The organism is Granulicatella adiacens ATCC 49175, from assembly GCF_025150565.1.
Lineage (GTDB): Bacteria > Bacillota > Bacilli > Lactobacillales > Aerococcaceae > Granulicatella > Granulicatella adiacens.
Genome location: NZ_CP102283.1, coordinates 1,634,158 through 1,655,363 on the forward strand (window position 1 = coordinate 1,634,158; position 21,206 = coordinate 1,655,363).

Sequence of the window (21,206 nt, forward strand, 5' to 3'; positions counted from 1 at the left end):
TCATGTTCTGGTGGACCCACCCCTTTCAAGGTTCCTAGAAATGATTATCGGCCTTGTCTACCGCCTGGACCTCCTTGTCCTGGTTGTCCTCCACCAGGTCCACCTTGTCCAGGTCCTCCACCAACATTAACTGCTTGTTTTGAAGCTGTAGCCGTTGTTGTGTTTGAACCAACTTTAATCGTATATTTTTCGCCCTCTTTAATATCTTGGCTACTGATTAATACTGTTGAGAACGACTTAGAGGCTTTTAAGCTTGCGACAGTTTTCCCTGAAGAATCAACTACTTCAACGGTCGAGCCAGCCGTTCCTTGAATGCTTGCCATTAAGTAAGCTTGATTAGAGTCATTACCGAATCCCATCGTCATTTGTCCATTGTCGACAAAGAGTACCGTACCACCGTTTAATGTTGCGGTATCGTCATAGTCAAGAGCTCCATTTGCACCGCTTGTTGGACCATTAACAACGACTGTTCCGCCATTAATTTCAATTGATCCGTTAGCATCAAGACCGTCCCCTTCAGCGTCTACGGTTAAGGTTCCTCCGTCAATCACAATCTTCACATCACCTGCTTGCTCTAAGTTTTTCGCATTTGCGGCTTCAGATTTTACTTTCTTCGTTTGTTGACCTGGACCTTGCTCGTCAGAGGATTCTAACGTCCAATCTTTCGCGTTTAATCCATCGTCAGAAGATTTTACGGTAATCGTGCCACCGACTTGATGAATCAATCGAGCCTCAAGACCTTCTTCACTCTTTTGTACGTCAATTGTCGCGCCTTCATCGATGAGCAGCGTATTCGAAGCGTTAATTCCGTCGTCTCCAGCATTGACGGTGATATTCGTATTGACTAAGTAAACATTTCCTAGCAATACATCATCCTCGTTATCTGAGTGAATGCCATCTTCATCGGCTGTTAAGTTTAGTGTCGCACCCGATACGTTCACGAAGTCATTCGCTGCAATTCCGTGTTTTTTGGCTGTTGTAGTGATGGTTGCATCTACAATGCGAATGCCGTCTTTCGATTTAATGGCATTACTTGCTGCGCCTGTGACGGTTAATGACCCTTTCCCGTTAATCGTTAAGTCACTATCGGAGTAGATGGCTCCTTTGACCGTTGATGTTGATTCATCGGCCACTTCATTTTTCGTTCCATCGGCTAGCGTTAAAATCACTTTTTTCGCCGTGTCCACTAATAATGGAGCTTCTGTATTCTTCAATGTTACGTTCTTAAAGACGATTTGTACTTCATCTTCCTTTCCCGCTGCCACTTTCAATTGAACTTTCGATGCCGTTCCTTCTACGATGTATGTTCCAGCTTTAGTGATTTCCACTGTGCTTCCATTCACTGTTACCCCTTCACCTGAAGCGGTTGCCGTTGTCCCTTGCAACGAAATTTTTGAAGCGGTTGATTCATCGTAAGTTGCTGTTAAATCGGACGTTTCAAAATAAGAAGTCGTCTGCTCCTTTGAAGTTGTAGATGTCTTAGTAGTAGTTTGCGCTTGTGCTTCTGCTTGGCTTAATACGCTTTGTGATCCGCAAGCAGCCAAACCTAGAGAGATAAATAATGTTGTTGTCAATAACCATTGTTTTTTATGTTCCATCTCGTTCTCCTCGATTCCTTTTCTTGATGGTTTTAGTATACGAAGCGAACTTAAAATGAACTTAAAACAAAAAAGAGGTGAGCAAATTCACCTCTTTGTCTTATAATTTTGTTTCAATGTATAGTACTTTATCTTTTTTAACAGCCTTTTGCCAAGTGACATATCCACTTAAAGGAGCAATGAAGGTTATCCACAGATAGACTAAAACATACTGAAAAATTGTTCGAAACACTAAACTGATGAACCCTCCAAATCGAATATATCCACTTAAAAAGTTATCGATATGTCCACCTTGATAACTCCAATAAGAATAATGCCAAAAAACAAATGACAAAACTCCTAACAGGAGCGAAACAATATTGCTTAATAAACCTGGCATAAACCCAGCTGTAATAGAAGACCAAATAATAGTAATTACAATACAGCAAAGGAGTCTGCGAATAAAGTATCTTTTTCTATATTCGGGAGTTAAATGATTTTGAATCGATTCCCAAATTCCGAAAATACTTTTATCATTTCCGCCTTCTCCACCAGGTAAAACATATTGTTTTTCTTCTTTCACTTCATTATCAAATTCTTCTGCCATCAGTACGCCTCTCTTTCTATTTTGATTAGACCATACATTGTTTAATAATCGCATTTGGAATATCATTTAAATCTTCCAATCCATTATCAAACATATAGACTGCTAATTTTCGTAAGATTTTTTCGTTTTGATTTCTTACCCATCGACCATTACTATGATCATTGGTTTTTTCTAAATTATTTTCAATCAACGCTTTATACGCCTCTGCATCTACCGTATACCCATTTTTCGCAAGTTCATCCAACCCAATTTGCACAAGTTGTTCGTAAGTATAGTCCTCAAAAACAAAGGTATTTGGAATTCTGCTTCGAAGTCCTTCGTTCATTTCTAAAAATCTTTCCATATCTTTCGTATAGCCTGCAAAGATAATAACCAAATCTTCTCGATGATCTTCCATAAATTTCAAAATTTCGTTGATAGCTTCAATTCCAAAATCATTTTCACCACCTACCGCAAGCGTGTATGCTTCATCAATAAACAATACCCCGCCTAAAGCAGATTCTAAAATTTCTTTTGTTTTTTGAGCGGTATGACCAATATATTGTCCCACTAAATTACTTCTAGAAGTTTCAACATATTTACTAGAAGCAATAATGCCATTTTCATGTAATAATTGTCCCATTAATCGAGCGACCGTTGTTTTACCAGTTCCTGGATTCCCTAAGAATAATGAATGTAAGTTAAACCCTGAAGTCGCAAATCCTTTTTCCTTACGGATTTTATTCATTTTAGAAATAGCGATAAATTCCTTGACTTCACTCTTCAAGTTCTCTAACCCTATCATTTCTTCTAATCTCTCACTGGCTGTTTTTTCACCATAATATTCTGTAGTCACTTCTCGATCATCAAACATTAATTGATTATCACTGTCTAGTAAGATGTCTTGTTCTTCATTTGTCAAAATAGAGACGGTCTTTTCTGCAGATAGATGAGATCCACGTTCAATCTTAATATCTGGATTTTTTTCAACCCCAATAGCAAGAAGCTTTAATTCTAGAGAACTTCTGTCACTTAGGAATAAATTCACCTTGCCATTATCTCGACCGCCAATAACTAAGGCATCCCCTGTTATTTGGGAACTCTCTGTCATCATAGCCGTCTCTACCACACAAAGTTGATTGTGAATCGTCGCTTTTGACCCTTTACTTTCAAAAGTGTTTACAACAGTCGAATCGATCGTCGCTTTCGAATTTTCTAAATAGAGAGCACTCGTATAATTTTCTAGCGCATGTAAATAAATGATTTTCGACTCTTTTGTAGAAATTTGCGAATCTCTACAAAGCACAATCGGGTAATCTTCAACCCGTCCCTGAGCAGAAACTGTTGAGTCGAGAATAGAGATATTGGAATTGTCGTTTGCAACAATGGCATTTTTACCTTCCACTTCTACCTTGGAATGTGCAATTTCTAAATCCGTATGCTCGAGAATGATATGTGAATACAAATCTGTTTGAGAAAATTTTAATGTAGAATCTTTAGCGGCAATGCACGAAGCAGCTCTCACAAAAGAATCCTCTAAAGACAACTCTGACTCTTCAATAAAGCAAAGAGGATAAAGCTCTCCTTCCACTAGTTGATTTTCTATTAAAACATTTTTCGCATATACTTTTGCTTGATTGCATAAGTTTAGTGCATTGCTTTCTTCACGATTATCTCGAATAATGATGTTTTCTAAATGCACCGTACAATTATCCACAAATATCGCACCCAAAATCTGTGGAAAACTATCTTCTCTTGATTTATTCATTTTCCCAATCAGAGAAATATTTTTATGAATAAATAAATCTAATCCTTCTAGGCAATAAGTATCTTCAATTTCAATAACATCGCCTTCATTAGCAGCTTCAAGGGCTGCTCCTAGTTCCCAAGTAGTTCTCTTAGAAAAAAACGATGAATTGTCTTTTCCCACTAAGAAAAATGCCATAATTTCACCTCAGTCCATAATATGTCTTCAATAACTATTCAAAATAGGCTTTACTTCAATAACTCTCTATAATCAACGAATCCCCTCTGTGCAATTAGCATACAGAAAGGGGATTGTCTCGTTTATTTTTAGTTTTCAATTCAGGCCACTACCGACAAAGAATAGCAATTTTATTTTTTGGTTACTTCTGAACTGTTCTCAAATAAACTAATCTCCCTTAAGAAGAGAAAGTCATTCTACTTCTTAGTCTTTCTTTTGAAATAGTTTTTGATAATAGAAGTAAGAAGTAACAATCGCTGCTGCACAGGCAACAATATAGAATAATACTGCTAATTTAGATCCTGATTCAAAGCTGTTCACTAAAGACATCGCTTGTTTTGTCGCATGATTTGGATCTGTGAAAGCTTGCATCACAAGATTTGAAATAGATGTGTTCACTTTTCCATTAAACATATCTGTCATTGTACCGATAAGACTAATGAACCCTCCGCCTAAAAGGTGAGCTAAGTATACGCCAACGACCATTGCTAATGAAGTGACATTAACATTTGTCCACAAGTTTTTCTTAGATTTATTCGCCATAAATAAGAAATACGCTACAAAAACAGTTGCAATAATCGTTAAGAAGAACGTTAAACTGAAGTATAAGTTTAAGTTTTTCACTTTATTTGAAACTTCGTAAAAATCAACGGATGAAAGTGCATTTCCTTTTAAGGCATAGCCAAGACCATTAAGAACCACTAATCCAGAGAATAACGCAATAGCAACCGAAAAACCAAAGAAGATTTTTTCGAATAATGAATTTTTATTATAGCTTGCTACTGTATCCACTGCTTGACTCATCTTTTCTTTATTTTCTTCAGTGAATACTTTTTTGGCTGCTTCTTCCATTTTTTCTTTAGCAACACCCGCAACTTCTTTTGCTTTTTCAGTTGCTTCTCCTGCTTTTTCTTTTACGGTTTCTACAACTTCTTTAAAGTCTCCATCTGCTTCAGGATTCTTTGCCTCAGAAACTTCTTCTTTGGCTGTTTCTGCAACTTCCTTAACTTCTTCTGCAGTTTTTTCAGCAGCTTCTACTACTTCTTCTTTCACTTCTGTAGCTTTCTTTTCAACCGATTCTAATTCTACATTTTTATTTTCGTTTTGATCCATCAGAGCACCTCTTTTATACATTCTTTTAACAAATTTTATCACAATCTTCTGTTTTCTTCCACTTTCAAAAAACGCTTGAAAAAGTGTAAAGTCTTTTTTTAGAGACATCCTAAAAGGAATCATACAATACTATTTTGAAAAAAATGACCCACTCCAATGCAGAAAAAAAAGAAGAAGCTAGACAATTGTCTAACTTCTTCAAGTTTCGTTAAGTTTTATTTTAAGACGGTTCCATCGGCTAATGTAATCGTATATCCATTCAAGTTAATGGTTCCTTTGTTCGTTAAAGATGTAATTTTGACGTTTCCTGTCAACGTCCATGTCGCCCCCTCTTCTACTGTGATTACTGCATTATTGTCCACAGCAGTCCCTCCTTCAGCATTTTTTACGATATTGATGGTACCTGTAAAGTTTGTTCCTTTACCCATTGTAAAGTTCAAAGTAGAAACGGTATCAACCTCAATAGCCCCTGTTAATGTTTGGTTCGTTGTTGTTAATTCAACCTGACCACCATTGGCACCGGCTGTACCCCAGCCACGTGTCGCATCATTTCCTAAGACGGCAAGTAATCTGCCAGATGTATCTTGATTTGTAATCGTTACGTCTTCTAAAGTGATAACGCTGTGTGTGTTCGTTACGTAGATTTGGTCTCCATTACGTCCTGTTAACGTGCCACCTTTCATTGTGAAAGTAGCCGTTCCACTTTCAGCATCCCCTGACATTGATTGGTAAATCATCACATTATGTACATTGTTATCTGAAGAGCTACCTTCTGTTGAACTCATATTCCCTGTAACATTTGTATTTTCTAATGTAATAGAGTTTTGACCTTCGATTACAAGTGCTTCTGAGTTCTCAGCGTTTAAAGTTGCATTTTTAACAGTGACATTTGCTGTAGAGTATACGGCTGGTGAGTTGTATCCTGTAGAAGTGTACGTTCCTTTGTCTACAACTACTGTACCACCACCACGGTCTGTACGAATCGCTGCTGATGAATTCCCCGCGGTGTTCACCGTCAAGTTTGTAGCGTTCATTGTACCACCGCCAGTAGTTTGGATACCACCTGAGTTATCTTTTGTTGTTGTGATGGTTGTATCTGATACATTGACGGTTGTTCCTGAGCCGTAACTGAACACTCCGTTACCGTTTTGTGCGGTTGTATTTACAGTAGCGTTTTTAATCGTTACTGTCGCTCCATCGGTTGCTAAGAATCCTGCGTTCATTCCATAGAAGTCTCCGTTTTCTGTATTCGATGTCGCTCCGGCCGTTTTGTTAACCGTTACGCCATCTAATGTGACTGTTGCTCCTGTCACACGAAGCGCATTTTCATCATCACCAGTAGATTCGTAAGTTTCTCCAGTTACTGTTGCATCTGTTGTTAAGTTTGTTGCTGCATCCCCTTGAGTCACTTGGTCACTTCCGCCAAACCCTTCTCCTCCAGGTTTAGCGGGAGGACTTTGCTGCGATTGTACTTGTGAAGTTTCAGTCGCTGTTTGTGCTTGTGTGTTTTGACATGCAACCAATGTAGTTGCAATGGTAATTGCGGATAGTAGAACAATTAATTTGTTTCTTCTCATGTTAGTCCTCCTCGCTTCCTATCAACATCTTGTTGATGGTTCTATCATAGCGAGCTTACTTAAAATGAACTTAAAACAAAAAAAGTTTTTCGAAAAAGTTTTTTCAAACTGAAAATTATCATATATGATAATTTGAAGTGCACCCCAAAAGTTAGACAGAAAATCTAACTTTTGGGGTGTTTTTTTATGAAATTAACTTATGAGGATAAAATTCAAATTTACGAACTCAGAAAATAAGGAGTTAGCTACGCACGCCTTGCGGATACGTTCGGTATAAATGCGAGAAATCTTGTCTATATGATTAAATTGATTGATCGTTATGGTTTAGAGATAGTAAAAAGAGGGAAGAATATTTATTATCCTCCAGAAATAAAACAAGAAATGATTGATAAAGTCTTACATAAAGGTTTGAGTATAGAAAAAGTTTCTCTTGAATACGGTCTTCCAGGTCCTGCGATGCTTTATAACTGGCTCGCACAATACAAGAAAAATAAGTATACTATTGTTGAGAAAACAAGAGGGAGACTACTTAAGATGGGACGTAAGCCAAAGAAAAAACCAGAAGAGATGACAGAACTAGAACGCCTTCAGGCTGAAAATGAGTATTTAAGAGCGGAGAATGCCATTCTAAAAAAGTTGAGAGAACTCCGCTTGAAGGAGGAAAAAGAGAAAGAAGAAAGGCACAGATTGTCAGAGAGTTAGTGCCAGAGTTTCCTTTAGATATTCTTCTAAAGATTATTAAACTTGCTCGTTCAACTTACTACTATCACTTAAAGCAGCTAAACCTAGAAGATAAGAATCAGGCCGTAAAAAACGAAATAGAAACTATTTATAACGAGCATAAAGGAAATTATGGCTATCGTCGTATTACTCTTGAACTTAGAAACCGTGGTTTCATCGTAAACCATAAAAAGGTACAGCGCCTGATGAAAATGTTAGGTCTAAGGGCTCGTATTCGCAGAAAACGTAAGTACTCTTCTTATCATGGAACCGTTGGAAAGAGAGTTGGAAACATTATTCAACGCCAATTTGAAGCTTCAAAACCGATGGAAAAGTGCTATACAGACATTACGGAATTTTCTATCCCAACAAGTAACAAAAAACTATATTTATCACCAATTTTAGATGGTTATAACAGCGAAATTATAGCTTATTCCCTTTCGTCTTCACCAAATTTAGACCAATTAAAAGATATGTTAAAACAAGCTTTTAGAGAAGAACAATACGAGAGTACTATTCTCCACAGTGATCAGGGATGGCAATATCAGCATGAGTTTTATCATAGTTTTTTAGAAGATAAGGGAATTCAGCCATCTATGTCCCGTAAAGGTAATAGTACTGACAATGGCATGATGGAATCGTTCTTTGGCATTCTTAAATCAGAGATGTTTTATGGCTATGAGCAGACATTTAAGTCTATAAAGGAACTTGAGGGGGCAATCGTCGACTATATTGATTATTACAACAACAAACGAATCAAAGTAAAATTAAAAGGACTTAGTCCTGTGCAATACAGAACTAAATCCTTTACTTAAATTAATTGTCTAACTTTTTGGGGTCAGTACAAATTACCATATATGATAATTTCGTACGAAAAAAAGACGCTGGAATGATTTTCCAATATCTTTGATTTTCTATCTATCTTAAATCACTATAAAAATAAAAGCCCAATCTTTTCTTCAGATTGAGCTAATCCACTTCAGGATTCCATTGATATTCTCTTAGCGATATATTTGTTGGGCTTTTAAAGAGGATTCCTTCTGTTTCTAATAACTCCTTTTGCTCCAGCCATCCAGGTACAAGTCTTCCACTCGCATTAACGACTCGGTGGCAAGGATAGTCCCCAAAGAGTTCCACCTGACTTAAAATTTTCCCAACGAGTCTTGCGTTTTTCGGTCGTCCTACAAGACTAGCAATTTGTCCATAGGTAGCCACTTTCCCTCTAGGAATTTCACCTACCACTTCTAAAACTTCGTAAACAAATCGGTTATCCATTTTCTTCACCATCAATGACAAAGCGAATCTGATGGTCGCTGATTAATTCGGCGCTCAAGCGGACTTGATTGGTTTCAGCAATCTTCTTTGCAATGGCAAGTCCAAGTCCACTTCCACCTGTGGCACGATTTCTTGAGCTGTCTACTCTGTAAAATCGATCAAATAATTGACTGACTTGTTCTTTTGTAATTGGCTCAGTATTGTTTTCAAACGAAATTTGATGTTCTTTTGCATCAACAGTAATTGTAGAACTTCCTACCGTATACTTGATGGCATTGTCTAATAAAATCCGAATTAACTCTGTGACAGCTTCCTTATTTGTTGTCATCATGCTGGAATTATTTCCGGTATATTTGACTTGAAGCCCTTTTTCATCTAATACTGCTTGAATCTCTTCAACGATATTCTTTGTAATATCCACTAAATCCACTTTTTCTTTCGTCGTGCTTGCTTCTCCTTCATCGTATCTAGAAAGAAGTAACATTTGCTCGACTAGGGCATTCAATCGTTTAATTTGCCTTCTATTGCTATCAACAAATTTCTCCTGAATTCCCATCATCGCTAAAACGTCTGTATTGGCTGACAAGACTGCCAGCGGTGTTTTAATCTCATGACTCGCATTAGCAATAAATTGTTGCTGGCGTTCAACATTCTCAACAAATGGTCGAATTGCTTTCTTAGAAACGACACGGACAAGAATATAAACAACAATCAAACAGGCGATAAAAACTCCCCCTGTGACCATTAACAAGCGCCATACTTGTTGGACTTCACGGTTCGCATCTACAAAAACGACCATAAAAGATGATTCTTCACCCGAAAGCTTGTAACGCAAACTTCCTTCCCATCCACTCAAGGATTTGGACTCTACCAATCGCAGAGCTGACTCTTTTAAACTTGATTCTTCTACAGAGATTAAATGCGATTGATCTACAGAAGTCACTTCATTATTTTCAACTTTAACAACCGCATAGCGCGTGGATAATTGGTCATCTTTTCTAAATTCATGACCAATTGGCTTCCCATGTGAAGGGTGTTCTTTTGGCTCCTCATTGGATGGAGCATCTGGGAACGTTCCATTATTTTCAACTAACATCGTTGCCACACGATCTACTTGTTCGATTGTTTGTCGGTAGTTTATCCCATTCCCAATCACTAAGACTACAAAGAGTACGATTGTAAAAGATAACATGGCACTCTTCACAAAACTTTTTTGTAGTTGTCGAAACATATGCTCCTCCTTTTCTTTTTCTAAACATATACAGGATGCTTAGTTGGCTGCTGATTCAACCACTAATTGATAGCCCAGTCCGCGAGCAGATTTAATCGTTACATCGGCCTCAATCGTTGCTAATTTTTTTCGCAACGATGAGATATTCACCCAAACGACATTAATTTCGGCCTCAGAATCAAGCCCCCAAACTTTCTCCATAATTAAATCCGTAGAAAGCACTTGATTACTATTCATCATAAAATATTCCATCAATTGAAATTCTTTATTATTTAATAATACTTGCCCTTTAGAGGTCATCATCGTGAAGGTATCTCGGTTTAATTCAACATTCCCTAGTGTCATAACAGATGCCACAAATACATTCGGACGACGTAGTAAAGATTTCACGCGCGCTAGTAACTCAGCACCTTCAAAAGGTTTCGTTAAATAATCATCCGCTCCTTCTTCAAGCCCAGTCACTTTATCCTCTAATTGACTTTTTGCTGTCAACATCAAAACGGGCGTATGAATCCCATTGGAACGTAATTCTCTGACCACTTCGATTCCACTCTTTTTAGGCATCATGACATCTAATAAAATTAAATCATATGGCGTAGACTCCGCATAAAAAAGCGCGTCTTCGCCATCATGGACCATTTCTACACTATATTTTTGCATTTCGAGCATCATCTTCAGAGCTTCCGCTAAATCAATTTCATCTTCAGCTACTAGAATTCTCATGGTTTCCCCTACTATATAAGGATACGATTTCAATTTAAATTATACTTAAACTGAGGATTTACACGTATTTTCAAATGAAATTAGCAAATCACGCAATTGTTGTTTTTGAGTGCAATTTAATCCTCTTAATGTATGTTCCATCATTTCATGCTGAGCAGGAATTAATTGATCTAGCTGCTGTTTTCCTTTTTCTGTCAGTGAAACATGTTTTGTTTTCCAACTTTTCTCAATAGTGATCAATTCTAATTTTTCTAAATGGTGAATACAGTGGGTGATATTCCCCTGTGTTAAGTTCAACGTGGAGGCAATTGTCTTTTGGTCCACTGTTCCTCGTCTAAAAATCACATGTAAAACTTCAAAATGTGTTGGATTCAATCCTAATTCTTTTAATGAGATTGAAAACGTCCGTAGATTCTCATTGTATATTTTCATAATCATCATCCATATCTCATGAGAGACATTCATTTTTTCACATTCTGTTACCATACCAACACCTCTTTCTTCATTAACTTTACTATTGAAATGAGCTTCTGTCAAACACTCCCGCTCTTATGCCACCCTATAAAATGGTTAACCGAAACTAGGTTCTTTTACGGAAAAAGAGTAAGAATAACGAGTGCCTTCAAATTCTATAGTAGTCATTGTGGCGTTTGTAATCGATGTGAATTACTGACACTTGGAATTCATTCCTAGTGTCAGTTTGAAGCTCGTTAGACCTGAGACCTAGGCTCAGGTCGGTACAGCACTAATGACTACTATAGAGTTATTTGAAGGCACGAAGTGTCTTACTCTTTTTCTCTTTCTTTTCCAACAAAAAGAGCCCTGGTTTCAGGTTAAACCAGGACTCGGAAAGCACAATTTCCCTATTTTGCTATCCATATTTTTTTTTGACGAATCAACAAGATGCATGCAACCATAACAACTAAAAATGTTCCAGCCCCTGCTGTCCCGTTAACAGATAATGAGTATACCCATGGACTTGTTCCTTCTGGAGCATATTGCCCCCAGAATAACACTCCAGCGATATAATGAACGAAGTAGCGCACACCTACTCCTAATAATGCTGCGATTCCTGACCATACAATTGCAGAAGAAAATTTATCATTTTTCAATGCTTTTTGGAAAGGTCCATATACCAAACCAGCAAGCCCCATAACTGTAAACGCAATGATATATTCAATCAAAACTTGTTCTACAGATAGGAATGATACTTTTCCTAGAGGGAAGTGAATCAATCCCCATAAAAGTCCAGCAGCCAAACCAGGTGTCAATCCTCTACGGAGTGAAAAAATAACAAGAATAATTGCTCCCCATGAAGGTGAAAACCACCCTGCTAGTTTTGGTACAAATGATAGTACCATTGCGAGTGCAGCGATAATTGCGACCTCTACCCAAATTAAAACATTTCTCTTCATTAAAAAAAGAGCCTCCTTCGTTTTCTTGAAAACACAAAGAGACTCCAACTAATTTCGAAATCGAATACAATTCCTACGCACGCATTAACGTAACAGGTTCAAGGGTTTGTACATACATCTCAGCCATAGAGGCACCCCTTTGCATTTTCTATTTATTTAACTGTTTTAAATATACCCTCTACTTTCCTCTTTTGCAATCCTTAAGCTCAATTTTTGCAGATTTTTTCTGATGAACAAACAAAAAGCTTCTAAGGAAAATCCTTAGAAGCCTTAATTCACTTTTTATCTTGCTTTTTTAGATAAGGTGATATTTAACAATAGTGCACCGATAATTCCACCAACAAGCCAAATTAAAACGAATGCTAATGGGTTTGAAACACCATTTACAAACGCAGCGAATAACCCACCATGAGGAACACGGCTAACAATACCAAACGCCATTGATAATGCACCAGATACACCTGAAGCAAATGCCAATGAAGGAATGACTTGTAAAGGATGTGCCGCTGCAAACGGAATTGCACCTTCAGTAATGAATGCAGCACCCATTACATAGTTTACATATGCACTGTTTCTTTCTGCTTCTGTAAATAAGTTTTTATTAAGTGTTGCAGCAATTGCAATCGCTAAAGGAGGAACCATTCCACCAACCATTACTGCAGCCATCACGTCCGAACCTGCTGCACCAGCGCTTGTCACTAAGGCTGTTCCTGTTACATAAGCTGCTTTATTGATTGGGCCACCCATATCAATAGCCATCATAGCTCCCACTAAAAATCCTAATACCATGCCAAGTTCTCTCGGAACGTTTGCTAAGAAGTTTGTTAAGCCATTCATCACTGCACCCATTGGTCCATTGATCACGAATAACATTAAAGCACCCATGATAAGAACCCCGAATACAGGGAATAAGAAAATTGGTTTTAATCCTTCTAATGATTTTGGTAACCATGAGAAAGCAAATTTGAGGAACGAAATAATTCCGCCAGCTAAGAACCCTGCAATAAGTGCTCCTAGGAACCCAGAAGAAACATATCCTTCAGCGAAAACTCCGCCAGTTGCAAAATCTGTAAATAACGCTGGGTTAGCAAAAACTCCACCCATGAAACCGACCACTAAACCGGGACGATCCGCAATCGATTGTCCGATAAAACCTGCTAACATTGGAAGCATCATCGCAAAGGCTAATTTACCCATACGGAAGATTGCTTCAGCAATAGGGTTATAATTTGCTGTATCCTTCACATCGAAGGAAGTAATTCCCCAGAAGAATGAAACAGCGATTAAAATCCCACCAGCAACAACGAATGGTAACATGTGTGACACACCATTCATTAAGTGTTTGTAGAATTGACGGCCAAGAGACTCGCCTTCTACGCTTTCTTCTGTGGCATTCGCATCTTCACTAGCGTGGTAAATTGGCGCATCCACTTTAGCTGCACGAGCTACTAATTCGTCCGCTTTGTTGATTCCATCCGCTACTTTTGTGATGATGACGGGCTTGCCGTCGAAACGAGCCATTTCCACTTGTTTGTCCGCCGCAACGATGATAGCTGTTGCACGCTGGATATCCTCTTTTGTTAAACGGTTGCCGATTCCTGATTGTCCGTTTGTTTCTACTTTAATTTTGTACCCAGCCGTTTTTCCGGCTTGTTTTAATTTTTCTTCAGCCATAAAAGTATGCGCAATTCCTGTTGGGCACGCTGTGACCGCTAAAATGTACACATCGTCGTTTGATGGCGATGCTTCTTCTGCTACTTCTTCAACGGCTTCTTCTTGTGGTTCTTCAAATTTTTTAAAGACTTCAACCACTTCATCAGAATCCCCTGCTTGAAGTAAGGCTGCTTTTGCTTCAGGATTCATTAATACTGATGATAGTTTTGCTAAGGCTTGCAGGTGCTCGCCTCCGCCCCCTGCTGGAGCCGCAATCATGAAGATTAATTTTGCAGGTTGGCCGTCAAACGATTCCCATTCAATTCCTTGTTCGCTACGTCCAAAAACAATCGCAGCTTGCGTAATGGATTCGTGTTGTGCGTGAGGAATGGCAATTTCGTCACCTACACCAGTGGTAGATTGCGCTTCACGAGCTTCTAGAGCTGCCACGTAAGCATCCACATCACTTACTTTACCAAGGCTTGCAAAATTCCCTGCTAAATGCTGTAACGTTTCTTTTTTAGTTGAAGTCGTTAGATGTAAATCCATGGCTTCTTTAATAAACAAATCTGATAATTTCATTTTCGTCACCTTCACTCTTACTGTTTCGTAACCACAACTTGTGGTAATAGCTCTTCAATAAATGCTTTTTCAGCAATTCCTACAGAAAAGGCTGTCGCACTTCCAGTCGCAGCTCCTTGCCTCAAGCTTGCTGCATAATCGCCTGTTTCGATAAATTTTGCCATGAAACCAGAAAGCATTGAGTCCCCTGCGCCTACAGAGTTCACAAGTGTCCCTTTCGGAACATTCGATGTGTACACTTCTCCAGTTTCTGTGATAAGCATTGCGCCATCACCACCGCGAGAAATCAGTACATTTCTAGCCCCCATTTGCTGTAATTGTTTTGCATAATCTACAATTTGTTCTTCTGTCTCAATCGTTACCCCGAAAATCTCACCTAATTCATGATGATTTGGTTTAATGATAAACGGATGGTATGGAAGACATTTGGTCAGTAAATCCTTTGTTGTATCGAGGACTAGTTTGACCCCTTTTTCGTCACATAATTTAGCAATGGTCGTATAAGCCGAATGGTCCATTCCATTTCCTGCATTCCCTGCTAAAAATACAACATCCCCTTCTTGAAGTCGGTCTTCAAAATAGGTCACTAGACGTCCAAAATCGTCCTTGGTTACAACCGGTCCATTTGCATTAATTTCCGTTTCTTCATTACTCTTCAACTTTAGATTAATTCGAGTGACTCCATCGATTTGAATAAAGTCTGTCCCGATACCTTCGGATTGGAGAGCTTCTTTGATGAAGTTCCCTGAAAAACCTGCTAAAAACCCAGTGGCTGTATTATCAAACCCTAATCGTTTTAGGATTACCGACATATTAATTCCTTTACCGCCTGCAACGTAATTTTCTTCTATAGATCGGTTCAAAGTCCCTAGTTCACAGTTAGGAACTTTTACAACAAGGTCAATTGCTGGATTAAACGTAATCGTGTAAATCATGCTATCTCTCCTCTTTTATGCGTCCATTTCAACAAGACGAATGCTACCAGCCATACGGTAACGTAAGTCCGCTTGCTCTTTCGTCGTGTTTGTTACCATGGTTACTTGATGAAAATCAGCAACCTTACATAAACTTACTTTAGCAAATTTACTAGAATCCGCCAAAACATAAGCATGATTACTCTTACTAATGGCAATTTTTTTAATTTGAGCTTCTTCCTCATCCGGCGTTGTATACCCATAACTGAGATCGACTCCATTCATCCCGAGAAACGCTTTTTTAAAGAAATATTCTCTGAGTTGGTTTTGAGCAAGAGTTCCAATAACTGCACTCGTTTCTACCTTTACTTGACCGCCTAATAACACCGTTTTGATTCCATAGTCTGCAAGAAGATGGGCCTGCTGTACCCCATTTGTAATCACCGTGACATCTTTTCCTTCTAAATGCGGAATCATTCTTAAAGTCGTTGTCCCTGCATCCATATAAATCGTTTCGCCCTTCGTTACTAAAGAGGCTGCATAGCGACCAATACATTCTTTTTCTCTTCGATTTGAACGTTCTTTTTCTTTGGTGGTCGGTTCAAACTCTTTCGAATACACTCTTTTAGCACCACCATGGATACGAATCAGGGTTCCTTCTTCTTCTAATAAAGAAAGATCGCGTCGAATAGTGGATTCAGAAGCCTGGAGAGCCTCCATTAAATCCTTTAGGTGAACTGTATCTTCCTTGTCTAATAAATCTAAAATAATTCTTCTTCTCTTTTCAGTAAGCATGCAGTTCCTCCTAAATGTATCAATCTGCTAATTTTCTTGACCGATTCGGTTTAAAACGGTCAAAAACAGTCATTCTTATATATTTTTGTAAATAATTTTAACTACATTACTTATATAATATAAGAGTATATATCCATTGGCGCAAGTAATTTAAGCTTCTTTTATCAATAAAATCACCCTAAAAAATTTACTTCCATTGTGATTAATCAGATTTATTATTAATTTTTTTATATAAATGCTGTATTTTTGAACTAAACCGTCAAAAAAGCACTGAAGACATCACGTATTCATGTCTTCAGTGCTTTTCTTTATAGTTTTTAATGACTATTATTCGTTATCTTCTACTTTTTCGTGAGGTAAAATGAGATTGAGCAGAATTCCTGCAATGGCACAAAGAGCTGTACCTGATAACGTTACTGGTCCTAATTGTAATACCGCAGAACCCAATCCTAGTACTAACATAGAACTTGCAATAATTAAGTTACGTACTTGACGGAAGTCTACTTGTTTTTCAATTAACACTTTCAACCCATTGGAAGCAATAACCCCGTATAAGAGAATCGCCATTCCTCCAAGTACCGCATTTGGAATCGTACGAACTAAAGCCGTGAATTTACCAAAGAAACTGAGGAGAATTGCAATAATCGCTGCATTACGAATGACTGATACAGAAGCAATACGTGTTAAACCCACAACCCCAGTATTTTCACCATAAGTCGTATTCGCTGGTCCTCCTAGAAAGGCAGATACGGCGGTTGCTACGCCATCTCCGATTAAGGTACGGTGTAAACCTGGATCACTCAAGAATTGCTTCCCGCAAATTTGACTGAGTACGGTATGGTCTCCAATGTGTTCTGCAATCGTCACAACAGCTACTGGTAGAAGCGCCCATGTTTCCGGACCGAAGTATAAATGATACTGATTGAAAAGCCCATTTGTATCGAACGGCAAGTATAACTCTGGCAAAGCAATCCATTGAGCTTCTATTACTTTTGTGAAATCTACTAGACCAAAGCAGATGGCTACGATATATCCACCAATAATCCCAAATAAGAATGGGATTATTTTCAAGAAACCTTTTGCTTTCGTATTAATAAATGCTGTAATAAGGAAGGTCACCACCGCCACGAACATTGGTTTCCAGTCTCCATCCACAACAAAGCCCGCATTTTTAACCGCACTGTTTGCAAGACCTAGACCAATTACGATAATCATCGGTCCAATGACAATCGGTGGTAATAATCGGTTAATCCATCCCGTTCCTAATAACTTCACGAAAATTGCCACTACCACATACAATAGTCCGACTAACACTACCCCTGTCTGAGCTGCATCTGGACTTCCGCCCATTTGCGCCATTGCAAACTGCATGGCCGTAATAAAAGCAAAAGAGGATCCCAAGTAAACAGGTACTTTAAATTGTGTCGCTACCATATAGATTAGTGTTCCTAATCCTGACGCAAATAAAGCAACCGATACTGGCATCCCCAATATTAACGGCACTAAAACAGTGGCTCCAAACATCGCAAACACGTGCTGCAAACTCAAGAACAGTCCAGGCACGAGCTCCGGTTTTTGATCCACATCCAACAACAGATCGACTTTTGAAGTTTGTAACTCCATTTTCCCCTCTTTTCCGGGCGTTTTTGTGCACACAAAAAGCCCTATGTTATTAAGCGTAGGGCTAGTCTAATAAACTTGTTCTTAGCCTTTCTCACCTCTCTGGATGAGTTTAAAAGCCCTTGCTAGAGGGTAGTGTATCATAACTAAAGTGAATTTTCTATACTTTTTTTGTTTTTTTATAAAAAACTATTGTGCACCTACTCATTCCCAGTTACAATTAAAACCAAGCAACCCTTAAAGTTGCCCAGTCTAACTTTATGGAGGAATCATTTATGGTCAAATCAGTAGAAACTATCACAGAATTAATCGGGAACACTCCCCTTGTGAAACTAAACCGTTTAGTTTCAGACGATTCTGCAGATGTATATGTAAAAGTCGAGTCGTTTAACGCCGGTGGATCTGTCAAAGATCGTATCGCTTTAAACATCATCGAAACAGCTGAGAAAGATGGCTCGCTAAAACCTGGCGACACAATCATCGAAGCAACAAGTGGAAATACAGGGGTAGGACTTTCACTTATCGGCGCTGCTAAAGGATATAAGGTCATTACAATCATGCCTGAATCCATGTCTATCGAACGCCGTCAATTAATGAAAGCATACGGTACAGAAGTATTATTAACGCCTGCTGCGGATGGATTTGGCGCTGCCGTTGCCAAAGCAGAAGAATTAGCTGCACAACCTGGCTACTTCTGGGCACGTCAATTTGACAACGAAGCAAACCCAGCTATCCACTATCAAACAACTGGACAAGAAATTATTAAAGCCTTCGACGGAAAAACTCCAGATGCTTATATCAGCGGTATCGGTACTGGGGGTACGATTACAGGTGTTGGCCGTGCGTTAAAAGAAGTCAATAAAGACGTTGAAATCATCGGGGTTGAACCTGAAGAAGCGCCATTTATTTCTAAAGGTCAAAAAGGAAAACACCGCATCCAAGGAATTTCTGCTGGTTTTAAACCAAGCATTATCGACCGTGATGTGATCGACGGTTTTGAACTTGTAACAAGTGACGATGCGATTGAAACAGCGAAAAACTTAGCTGCTAAAGAAGGTATCCTTGCTGGTATTTCTTCTGGAGCTGCTGTAACTGCCGCTTTACGCGTGGCAAAACGCTTAGGAAAAGGCAAATCTGTTGTCGTTCTATTACCAGATACAGGCGAACGTTACCTTTCAACAGGCATTTTCGGTGAAGCGTAATTCATTGTAAAAAATAAGAAGAGAAGAGTCTCAGATACTTTATTTCAATCTTTTGAAGTTCTTCATAGCGAAGGCAGTAGTCACTACTGCTCTCACTATAGAATTCAAAAGATTTCCATTCAGTTTTTGAGGTTCTTTTTTGTGCAAAAATTCAGGTGAAAGGCTCACAGAATTCAGAGTGTATCATGCATGATACACTCTACTCTTTTTGTATCAATTTTGATACAACCCAACTTATTGAGTTGTAAAATTTTTGTTACGTAACATTATTGTTACACTCAAGGGAAAACAAAAACCACCTCGGAAAAATCCGAGGTGGTTTCACTTTTTAAATACGATTAAGCTTCTTGTACTTCAGCTTCTTTTTTGTTTCCGAATTTTTTAGCGATATACGCTGTTAAGATTGGAGTTAAAATCGCTGTTACGATTACTGAAGCGGTAATTTGAGTCGTTGCGGTTGCTTCAATTCCTTTGAACGTTGCATCCACTGCTGAAAGTGCAGCTGGTGTAGCAATAGCGCTGGCTGCTGTACTTGAGATGGCAGCACCGGCAACCCCGTTCCCACCTGTTAAGCGGTCTGCGGCGATGGAGGCAATACCCCCAACGAGTGTAGTAATCACCCCTAGTAAAATACCAGGTAGACCCCCTTCAAGGATTTGACCAAAGCTCATATTTGCCCCTAAACAGAAACCAACGACGATAATGATAGCCGTAATCCCATTTGAGAGTACTTTTTTCATGTAAGGGAAGGCATTTCCTAACGCAATCCCTAACACAAGTGGTAATACCGTTCCGACTAAGTTCCAAATCGAGATGTTTGCAAGGCCGGCACTACTTAATACGGCCATTGTTACCATTGGGCCAACACTCAAGGTTGTAATCCCAACGGCTCCAGCATCGATTTCGTCCCCGTATACATCTACAATCCCCGCATACATGGCATTATTAGCTACAGAAATGGCACCAATAACGGCAACAGCGCTAAGTCCGAGGAAGTTGTCATTGAATACTTTCGCGACCAACAACCCTAAGACTACAGATACCGCAATTTTCGCTAAAATAATCGCTGCCCCACGTCCAACGGCTTTTGGTGTGTTTTTAAGAGAAATGGTCCCCCCGATAATGAAGAGGAATGCCCCAACAAGTGGTCCAGCACCTTTCACGATTGGAGTGGTAAATCCACCAATTTGTAATACTTGAGGGAAAAACGTATTTATCACACATCCAATAAACATTGGAATAATGATTGTATCCCCAGGAATTTTAATCTTTTTCATACTGTTCACAGTCCTTCTCTGATTTGAAATAAGAATCTAGCTAAAATCAGCCATCTAATGTGATACCGCCATCGCAGTCACCGATTTCCCCTGTTACAAAGCTTGCAAGATCGCTTGCGAAGAAGAGAATCATTTGAGCGATTTCAACTGGTTCTGCACGACGTCCAAGAGGGATCATGCTGATTACTTTTTGGCTCTTTTCTTTATCTTCTGATAATACTGTCGTCATATCTGTACGAGTGAATGAAGGGCATACAGCATTACATGCGATATTGTATTTACCGCCTTCTTTAGCAACGGCTTTTGTTAGCCCATTTAAACCAGCTTTAGAAGAAGCATAAGCAGCAGTCCCTAAAAGTCCACCACCCAATTTAGCGGCAACGGAAGAAACGTTTACGATACGTCCACCCTTGTTTTCGATAAAGTGAGGGAAAATGGTGCTAATGGTTGAGAAGCATCCTGAAAGATTGATACGGATTGTTCTTTCCCATTCTTCGTATGTTAATTGATCGAATGGTTTTGCACTAATCACCCCAGCGCAGTTCACTAAAATATCGACTTTGTGTTCTGCTAAAATTTCATTCATGCTTTTTACGATAGATTCATGATTTCCTAAATCCATGTATTTGAAGCTTGTGTGTTCTGGTCCGAATTCTTCAACAGTTTTGTTTGCTGCAGCTTCATTAATATCTGCAATGACTACAAAACCGCCACCTTCTACGATACCGCGAACGATTTCTTTACCAATACCATTTGCCCCACCAGTGACAATGGCAACTTTACCTGTGAAATCCATAAAATCACGTCCTTTGATTTGATATGTTCATCATATCACTAAACAATGAACATTCGACTCTTTTTATGGTTATCATTTGTTAACTTTTTAACTTGTTTGTGACCGAATTAATGTTCCTATTGCCGATCTAAACCCGCAGTATCAAAAGGTTTCTGTATAGCAAAAC

General features: G+C 38.8%; 17 protein-coding genes, 1 pseudogene and 1 riboswitch. Of the genes and pseudogenes, 2 read left to right on the forward strand and 16 right to left on the reverse strand.

What is annotated here, in order from left to right:
• Positions 1-44: 44 nt before the first annotated feature.
• The 5 genes from NQ540_RS08075 to NQ540_RS08095 form a co-directional block, all read right to left on the reverse strand.
• Complete coding sequence (locus NQ540_RS08075) at positions 45-1,598, reverse strand: carbohydrate-binding domain-containing protein (protein WP_005606079.1); 1,554 nt, start codon at positions 1,596-1,598, stop codon at positions 45-47.
• 100 nt (positions 1,599-1,698) lie between these two features.
• Positions 1,699-2,184: a hypothetical protein gene (locus NQ540_RS08080; RefSeq protein WP_039848930.1), complete on the reverse strand. Its 486-nt coding sequence runs from the start codon at positions 2,182-2,184 to the stop codon at positions 1,699-1,701.
• Positions 2,185-2,209: 25 nt separating this feature from the next.
• Positions 2,210-4,108: an AAA family ATPase gene (locus NQ540_RS08085; RefSeq protein WP_005606083.1), complete on the reverse strand. Its 1,899-nt coding sequence runs from the start codon at positions 4,106-4,108 to the stop codon at positions 2,210-2,212.
• A gap of 243 nt (positions 4,109-4,351) precedes the next feature.
• Complete coding sequence (locus NQ540_RS08090) at positions 4,352-5,260, reverse strand: hypothetical protein (RefSeq protein WP_039848931.1); 909 nt, start codon at positions 5,258-5,260, stop codon at positions 4,352-4,354.
• Positions 5,261-5,475: 215 nt separating this feature from the next.
• Positions 5,476-6,837 (reverse strand): autotransporter outer membrane beta-barrel domain-containing protein, encoded by a 1,362-nt coding sequence (locus NQ540_RS08095; RefSeq protein ID WP_005606086.1) that lies wholly within the window; start codon positions 6,835-6,837, stop codon positions 5,476-5,478.
• A gap of 186 nt (positions 6,838-7,023) precedes the next feature.
• On the opposite strand from NQ540_RS08095, the pseudogene NQ540_RS08100 reads away from it, so the two are divergent.
• Positions 7,024-8,372, forward strand: a pseudogene (locus tag NQ540_RS08100) (IS3 family transposase).
• 154 nt (positions 8,373-8,526) lie between these two features.
• Here NQ540_RS08100 and NQ540_RS08105 read toward each other — a convergent pair.
• The 9 genes from NQ540_RS08105 to NQ540_RS08145 form a co-directional block, all read right to left on the reverse strand.
• Positions 8,527-8,844, reverse strand: a complete 318-nt coding sequence (locus NQ540_RS08105; RefSeq protein WP_005606088.1) for an MGMT family protein — start codon at positions 8,842-8,844, stop codon at positions 8,527-8,529.
• On the reverse strand, positions 8,825-10,063 hold the full coding sequence (locus tag NQ540_RS08110; protein ID WP_005606090.1) for a sensor histidine kinase: 1,239 nt from the start codon (positions 10,061-10,063) through the stop codon (positions 8,825-8,827). Before NQ540_RS08110 ends, NQ540_RS08105 begins: the two co-directional genes overlap by 20 nt.
• A gap of 39 nt (positions 10,064-10,102) precedes the next feature.
• Positions 10,103-10,786, reverse strand: a complete 684-nt coding sequence (locus NQ540_RS08115; RefSeq protein ID WP_005606092.1) for a response regulator transcription factor — start codon at positions 10,784-10,786, stop codon at positions 10,103-10,105.
• Between the two features lie 45 nt (positions 10,787-10,831).
• The gene (locus tag NQ540_RS08120; protein ID WP_039848932.1) at positions 10,832-11,272 is read right to left on the reverse strand and encodes a MarR family winged helix-turn-helix transcriptional regulator; all 441 of its coding nucleotides are present in this window, start codon (positions 11,270-11,272) and stop codon (positions 10,832-10,834) included.
• A gap of 377 nt (positions 11,273-11,649) precedes the next feature.
• Positions 11,650-12,201: an energy-coupled thiamine transporter ThiT gene (thiT, locus tag NQ540_RS08125; RefSeq protein ID WP_039848933.1), complete on the reverse strand. Its 552-nt coding sequence runs from the start codon at positions 12,199-12,201 to the stop codon at positions 11,650-11,652.
• A 53-nt stretch (positions 12,202-12,254) separates the two neighbouring features.
• A riboswitch (TPP riboswitch) is annotated at positions 12,255-12,350 on the reverse strand.
• 133 nt (positions 12,351-12,483) lie between these two features.
• A complete protein-coding gene (locus NQ540_RS08130; protein ID WP_039848934.1) occupies positions 12,484-14,436 on the reverse strand; it encodes a PTS fructose transporter subunit IIABC in 1,953 nt (650 codons plus the stop codon).
• Between the two features lie 17 nt (positions 14,437-14,453).
• The gene (pfkB, locus tag NQ540_RS08135; RefSeq protein ID WP_005606099.1) at positions 14,454-15,371 is read right to left on the reverse strand and encodes a 1-phosphofructokinase; all 918 of its coding nucleotides are present in this window, start codon (positions 15,369-15,371) and stop codon (positions 14,454-14,456) included.
• A gap of 15 nt (positions 15,372-15,386) precedes the next feature.
• Positions 15,387-16,145 (reverse strand): DeoR/GlpR family DNA-binding transcription regulator, encoded by a 759-nt coding sequence (locus NQ540_RS08140; RefSeq protein ID WP_005606101.1) that lies wholly within the window; start codon positions 16,143-16,145, stop codon positions 15,387-15,389.
• Positions 16,146-16,472: 327 nt separating this feature from the next.
• Positions 16,473-17,768 (reverse strand): uracil-xanthine permease family protein, encoded by a 1,296-nt coding sequence (locus NQ540_RS08145; RefSeq protein ID WP_039848935.1) that lies wholly within the window; start codon positions 17,766-17,768, stop codon positions 16,473-16,475.
• A 272-nt stretch (positions 17,769-18,040) separates the two neighbouring features.
• Here NQ540_RS08145 and cysK point away from each other — a divergent pair, with 272 nt between their 5' ends.
• Positions 18,041-18,967, forward strand: a complete 927-nt coding sequence (cysK, locus tag NQ540_RS08150) for a cysteine synthase A (protein WP_039848936.1) — start codon at positions 18,041-18,043, stop codon at positions 18,965-18,967.
• Between the two features lie 338 nt (positions 18,968-19,305).
• On the opposite strand, the gene NQ540_RS08155 is transcribed toward cysK, so the two are convergent.
• Together NQ540_RS08155 and NQ540_RS08160 are read right to left on the reverse strand one after the other, a co-directional pair.
• The gene (locus tag NQ540_RS08155) at positions 19,306-20,244 is read right to left on the reverse strand and encodes a 2-keto-3-deoxygluconate permease (RefSeq protein ID WP_005606104.1); all 939 of its coding nucleotides are present in this window, start codon (positions 20,242-20,244) and stop codon (positions 19,306-19,308) included.
• 46 nt (positions 20,245-20,290) lie between these two features.
• Positions 20,291-21,040, reverse strand: coding sequence for an SDR family NAD(P)-dependent oxidoreductase (locus NQ540_RS08160; RefSeq protein ID WP_005606105.1), 750 nt, complete (start codon positions 21,038-21,040; stop codon positions 20,291-20,293).
• Positions 21,041-21,206 lie beyond the last annotated feature (166 nt).

Bases quoted from the DNA above. Each gene is read 5' to 3' on its own strand.
- NQ540_RS08120 (WP_039848932.1), bottom strand. From the start codon at position 11,272: ATGGTAACAGAATGTGAAAAAATGAATGTCTCTCATGAGATATGGATG.
- NQ540_RS08090 (WP_039848931.1), bottom strand. From the start codon at position 5,260: ATGGATCAAAACGAAAATAAAAATGTAGAATTAGAATCGGTTGAAAAG.
- NQ540_RS08110 (WP_005606090.1), bottom strand. From the start codon at position 10,063: ATGTTTCGACAACTACAAAAAAGTTTTGTGAAGAGTGCCATGTTATCT.
- NQ540_RS08085 (WP_005606083.1), bottom strand. From the start codon at position 4,108: ATGGCATTTTTCTTAGTGGGAAAAGACAATTCATCGTTTTTTTCTAAG.
- NQ540_RS08130 (WP_039848934.1), bottom strand. From the start codon at position 14,436: ATGAAATTATCAGATTTGTTTATTAAAGAAGCCATGGATTTACATCTA.
- cysK (WP_039848936.1), top strand. From the start codon at position 18,041: ATGGTCAAATCAGTAGAAACTATCACAGAATTAATCGGGAACACTCCC.
- NQ540_RS08105 (WP_005606088.1), bottom strand. From the start codon at position 8,844: ATGGTGAAGAAAATGGATAACCGATTTGTTTACGAAGTTTTAGAAGTG.
- NQ540_RS08115 (WP_005606092.1), bottom strand. From the start codon at position 10,786: ATGAGAATTCTAGTAGCTGAAGATGAAATTGATTTAGCGGAAGCTCTG.
- NQ540_RS08145 (WP_039848935.1), bottom strand. From the start codon at position 17,768: ATGGAGTTACAAACTTCAAAAGTCGATCTGTTGTTGGATGTGGATCAA.
- NQ540_RS08160 (WP_005606105.1), bottom strand. From the start codon at position 21,040: ATGGATTTCACAGGTAAAGTTGCCATTGTCACTGGTGGGGCAAATGGT.
- thiT (WP_039848933.1), bottom strand. From the start codon at position 12,201: ATGAAGAGAAATGTTTTAATTTGGGTAGAGGTCGCAATTATCGCTGCA.
- NQ540_RS08075 (WP_005606079.1), bottom strand. From the start codon at position 1,598: ATGGAACATAAAAAACAATGGTTATTGACAACAACATTATTTATCTCT.
- NQ540_RS08140 (WP_005606101.1), bottom strand. From the start codon at position 16,145: ATGCTTACTGAAAAGAGAAGAAGAATTATTTTAGATTTATTAGACAAG.
- NQ540_RS08095 (WP_005606086.1), bottom strand. From the start codon at position 6,837: ATGAGAAGAAACAAATTAATTGTTCTACTATCCGCAATTACCATTGCA.
- NQ540_RS08080 (WP_039848930.1), bottom strand. From the start codon at position 2,184: ATGGCAGAAGAATTTGATAATGAAGTGAAAGAAGAAAAACAATATGTT.
- NQ540_RS08155 (WP_005606104.1), bottom strand. From the start codon at position 20,244: ATGAAAAAGATTAAAATTCCTGGGGATACAATCATTATTCCAATGTTT.
- pfkB (WP_005606099.1), bottom strand. From the start codon at position 15,371: ATGATTTACACGATTACGTTTAATCCAGCAATTGACCTTGTTGTAAAA.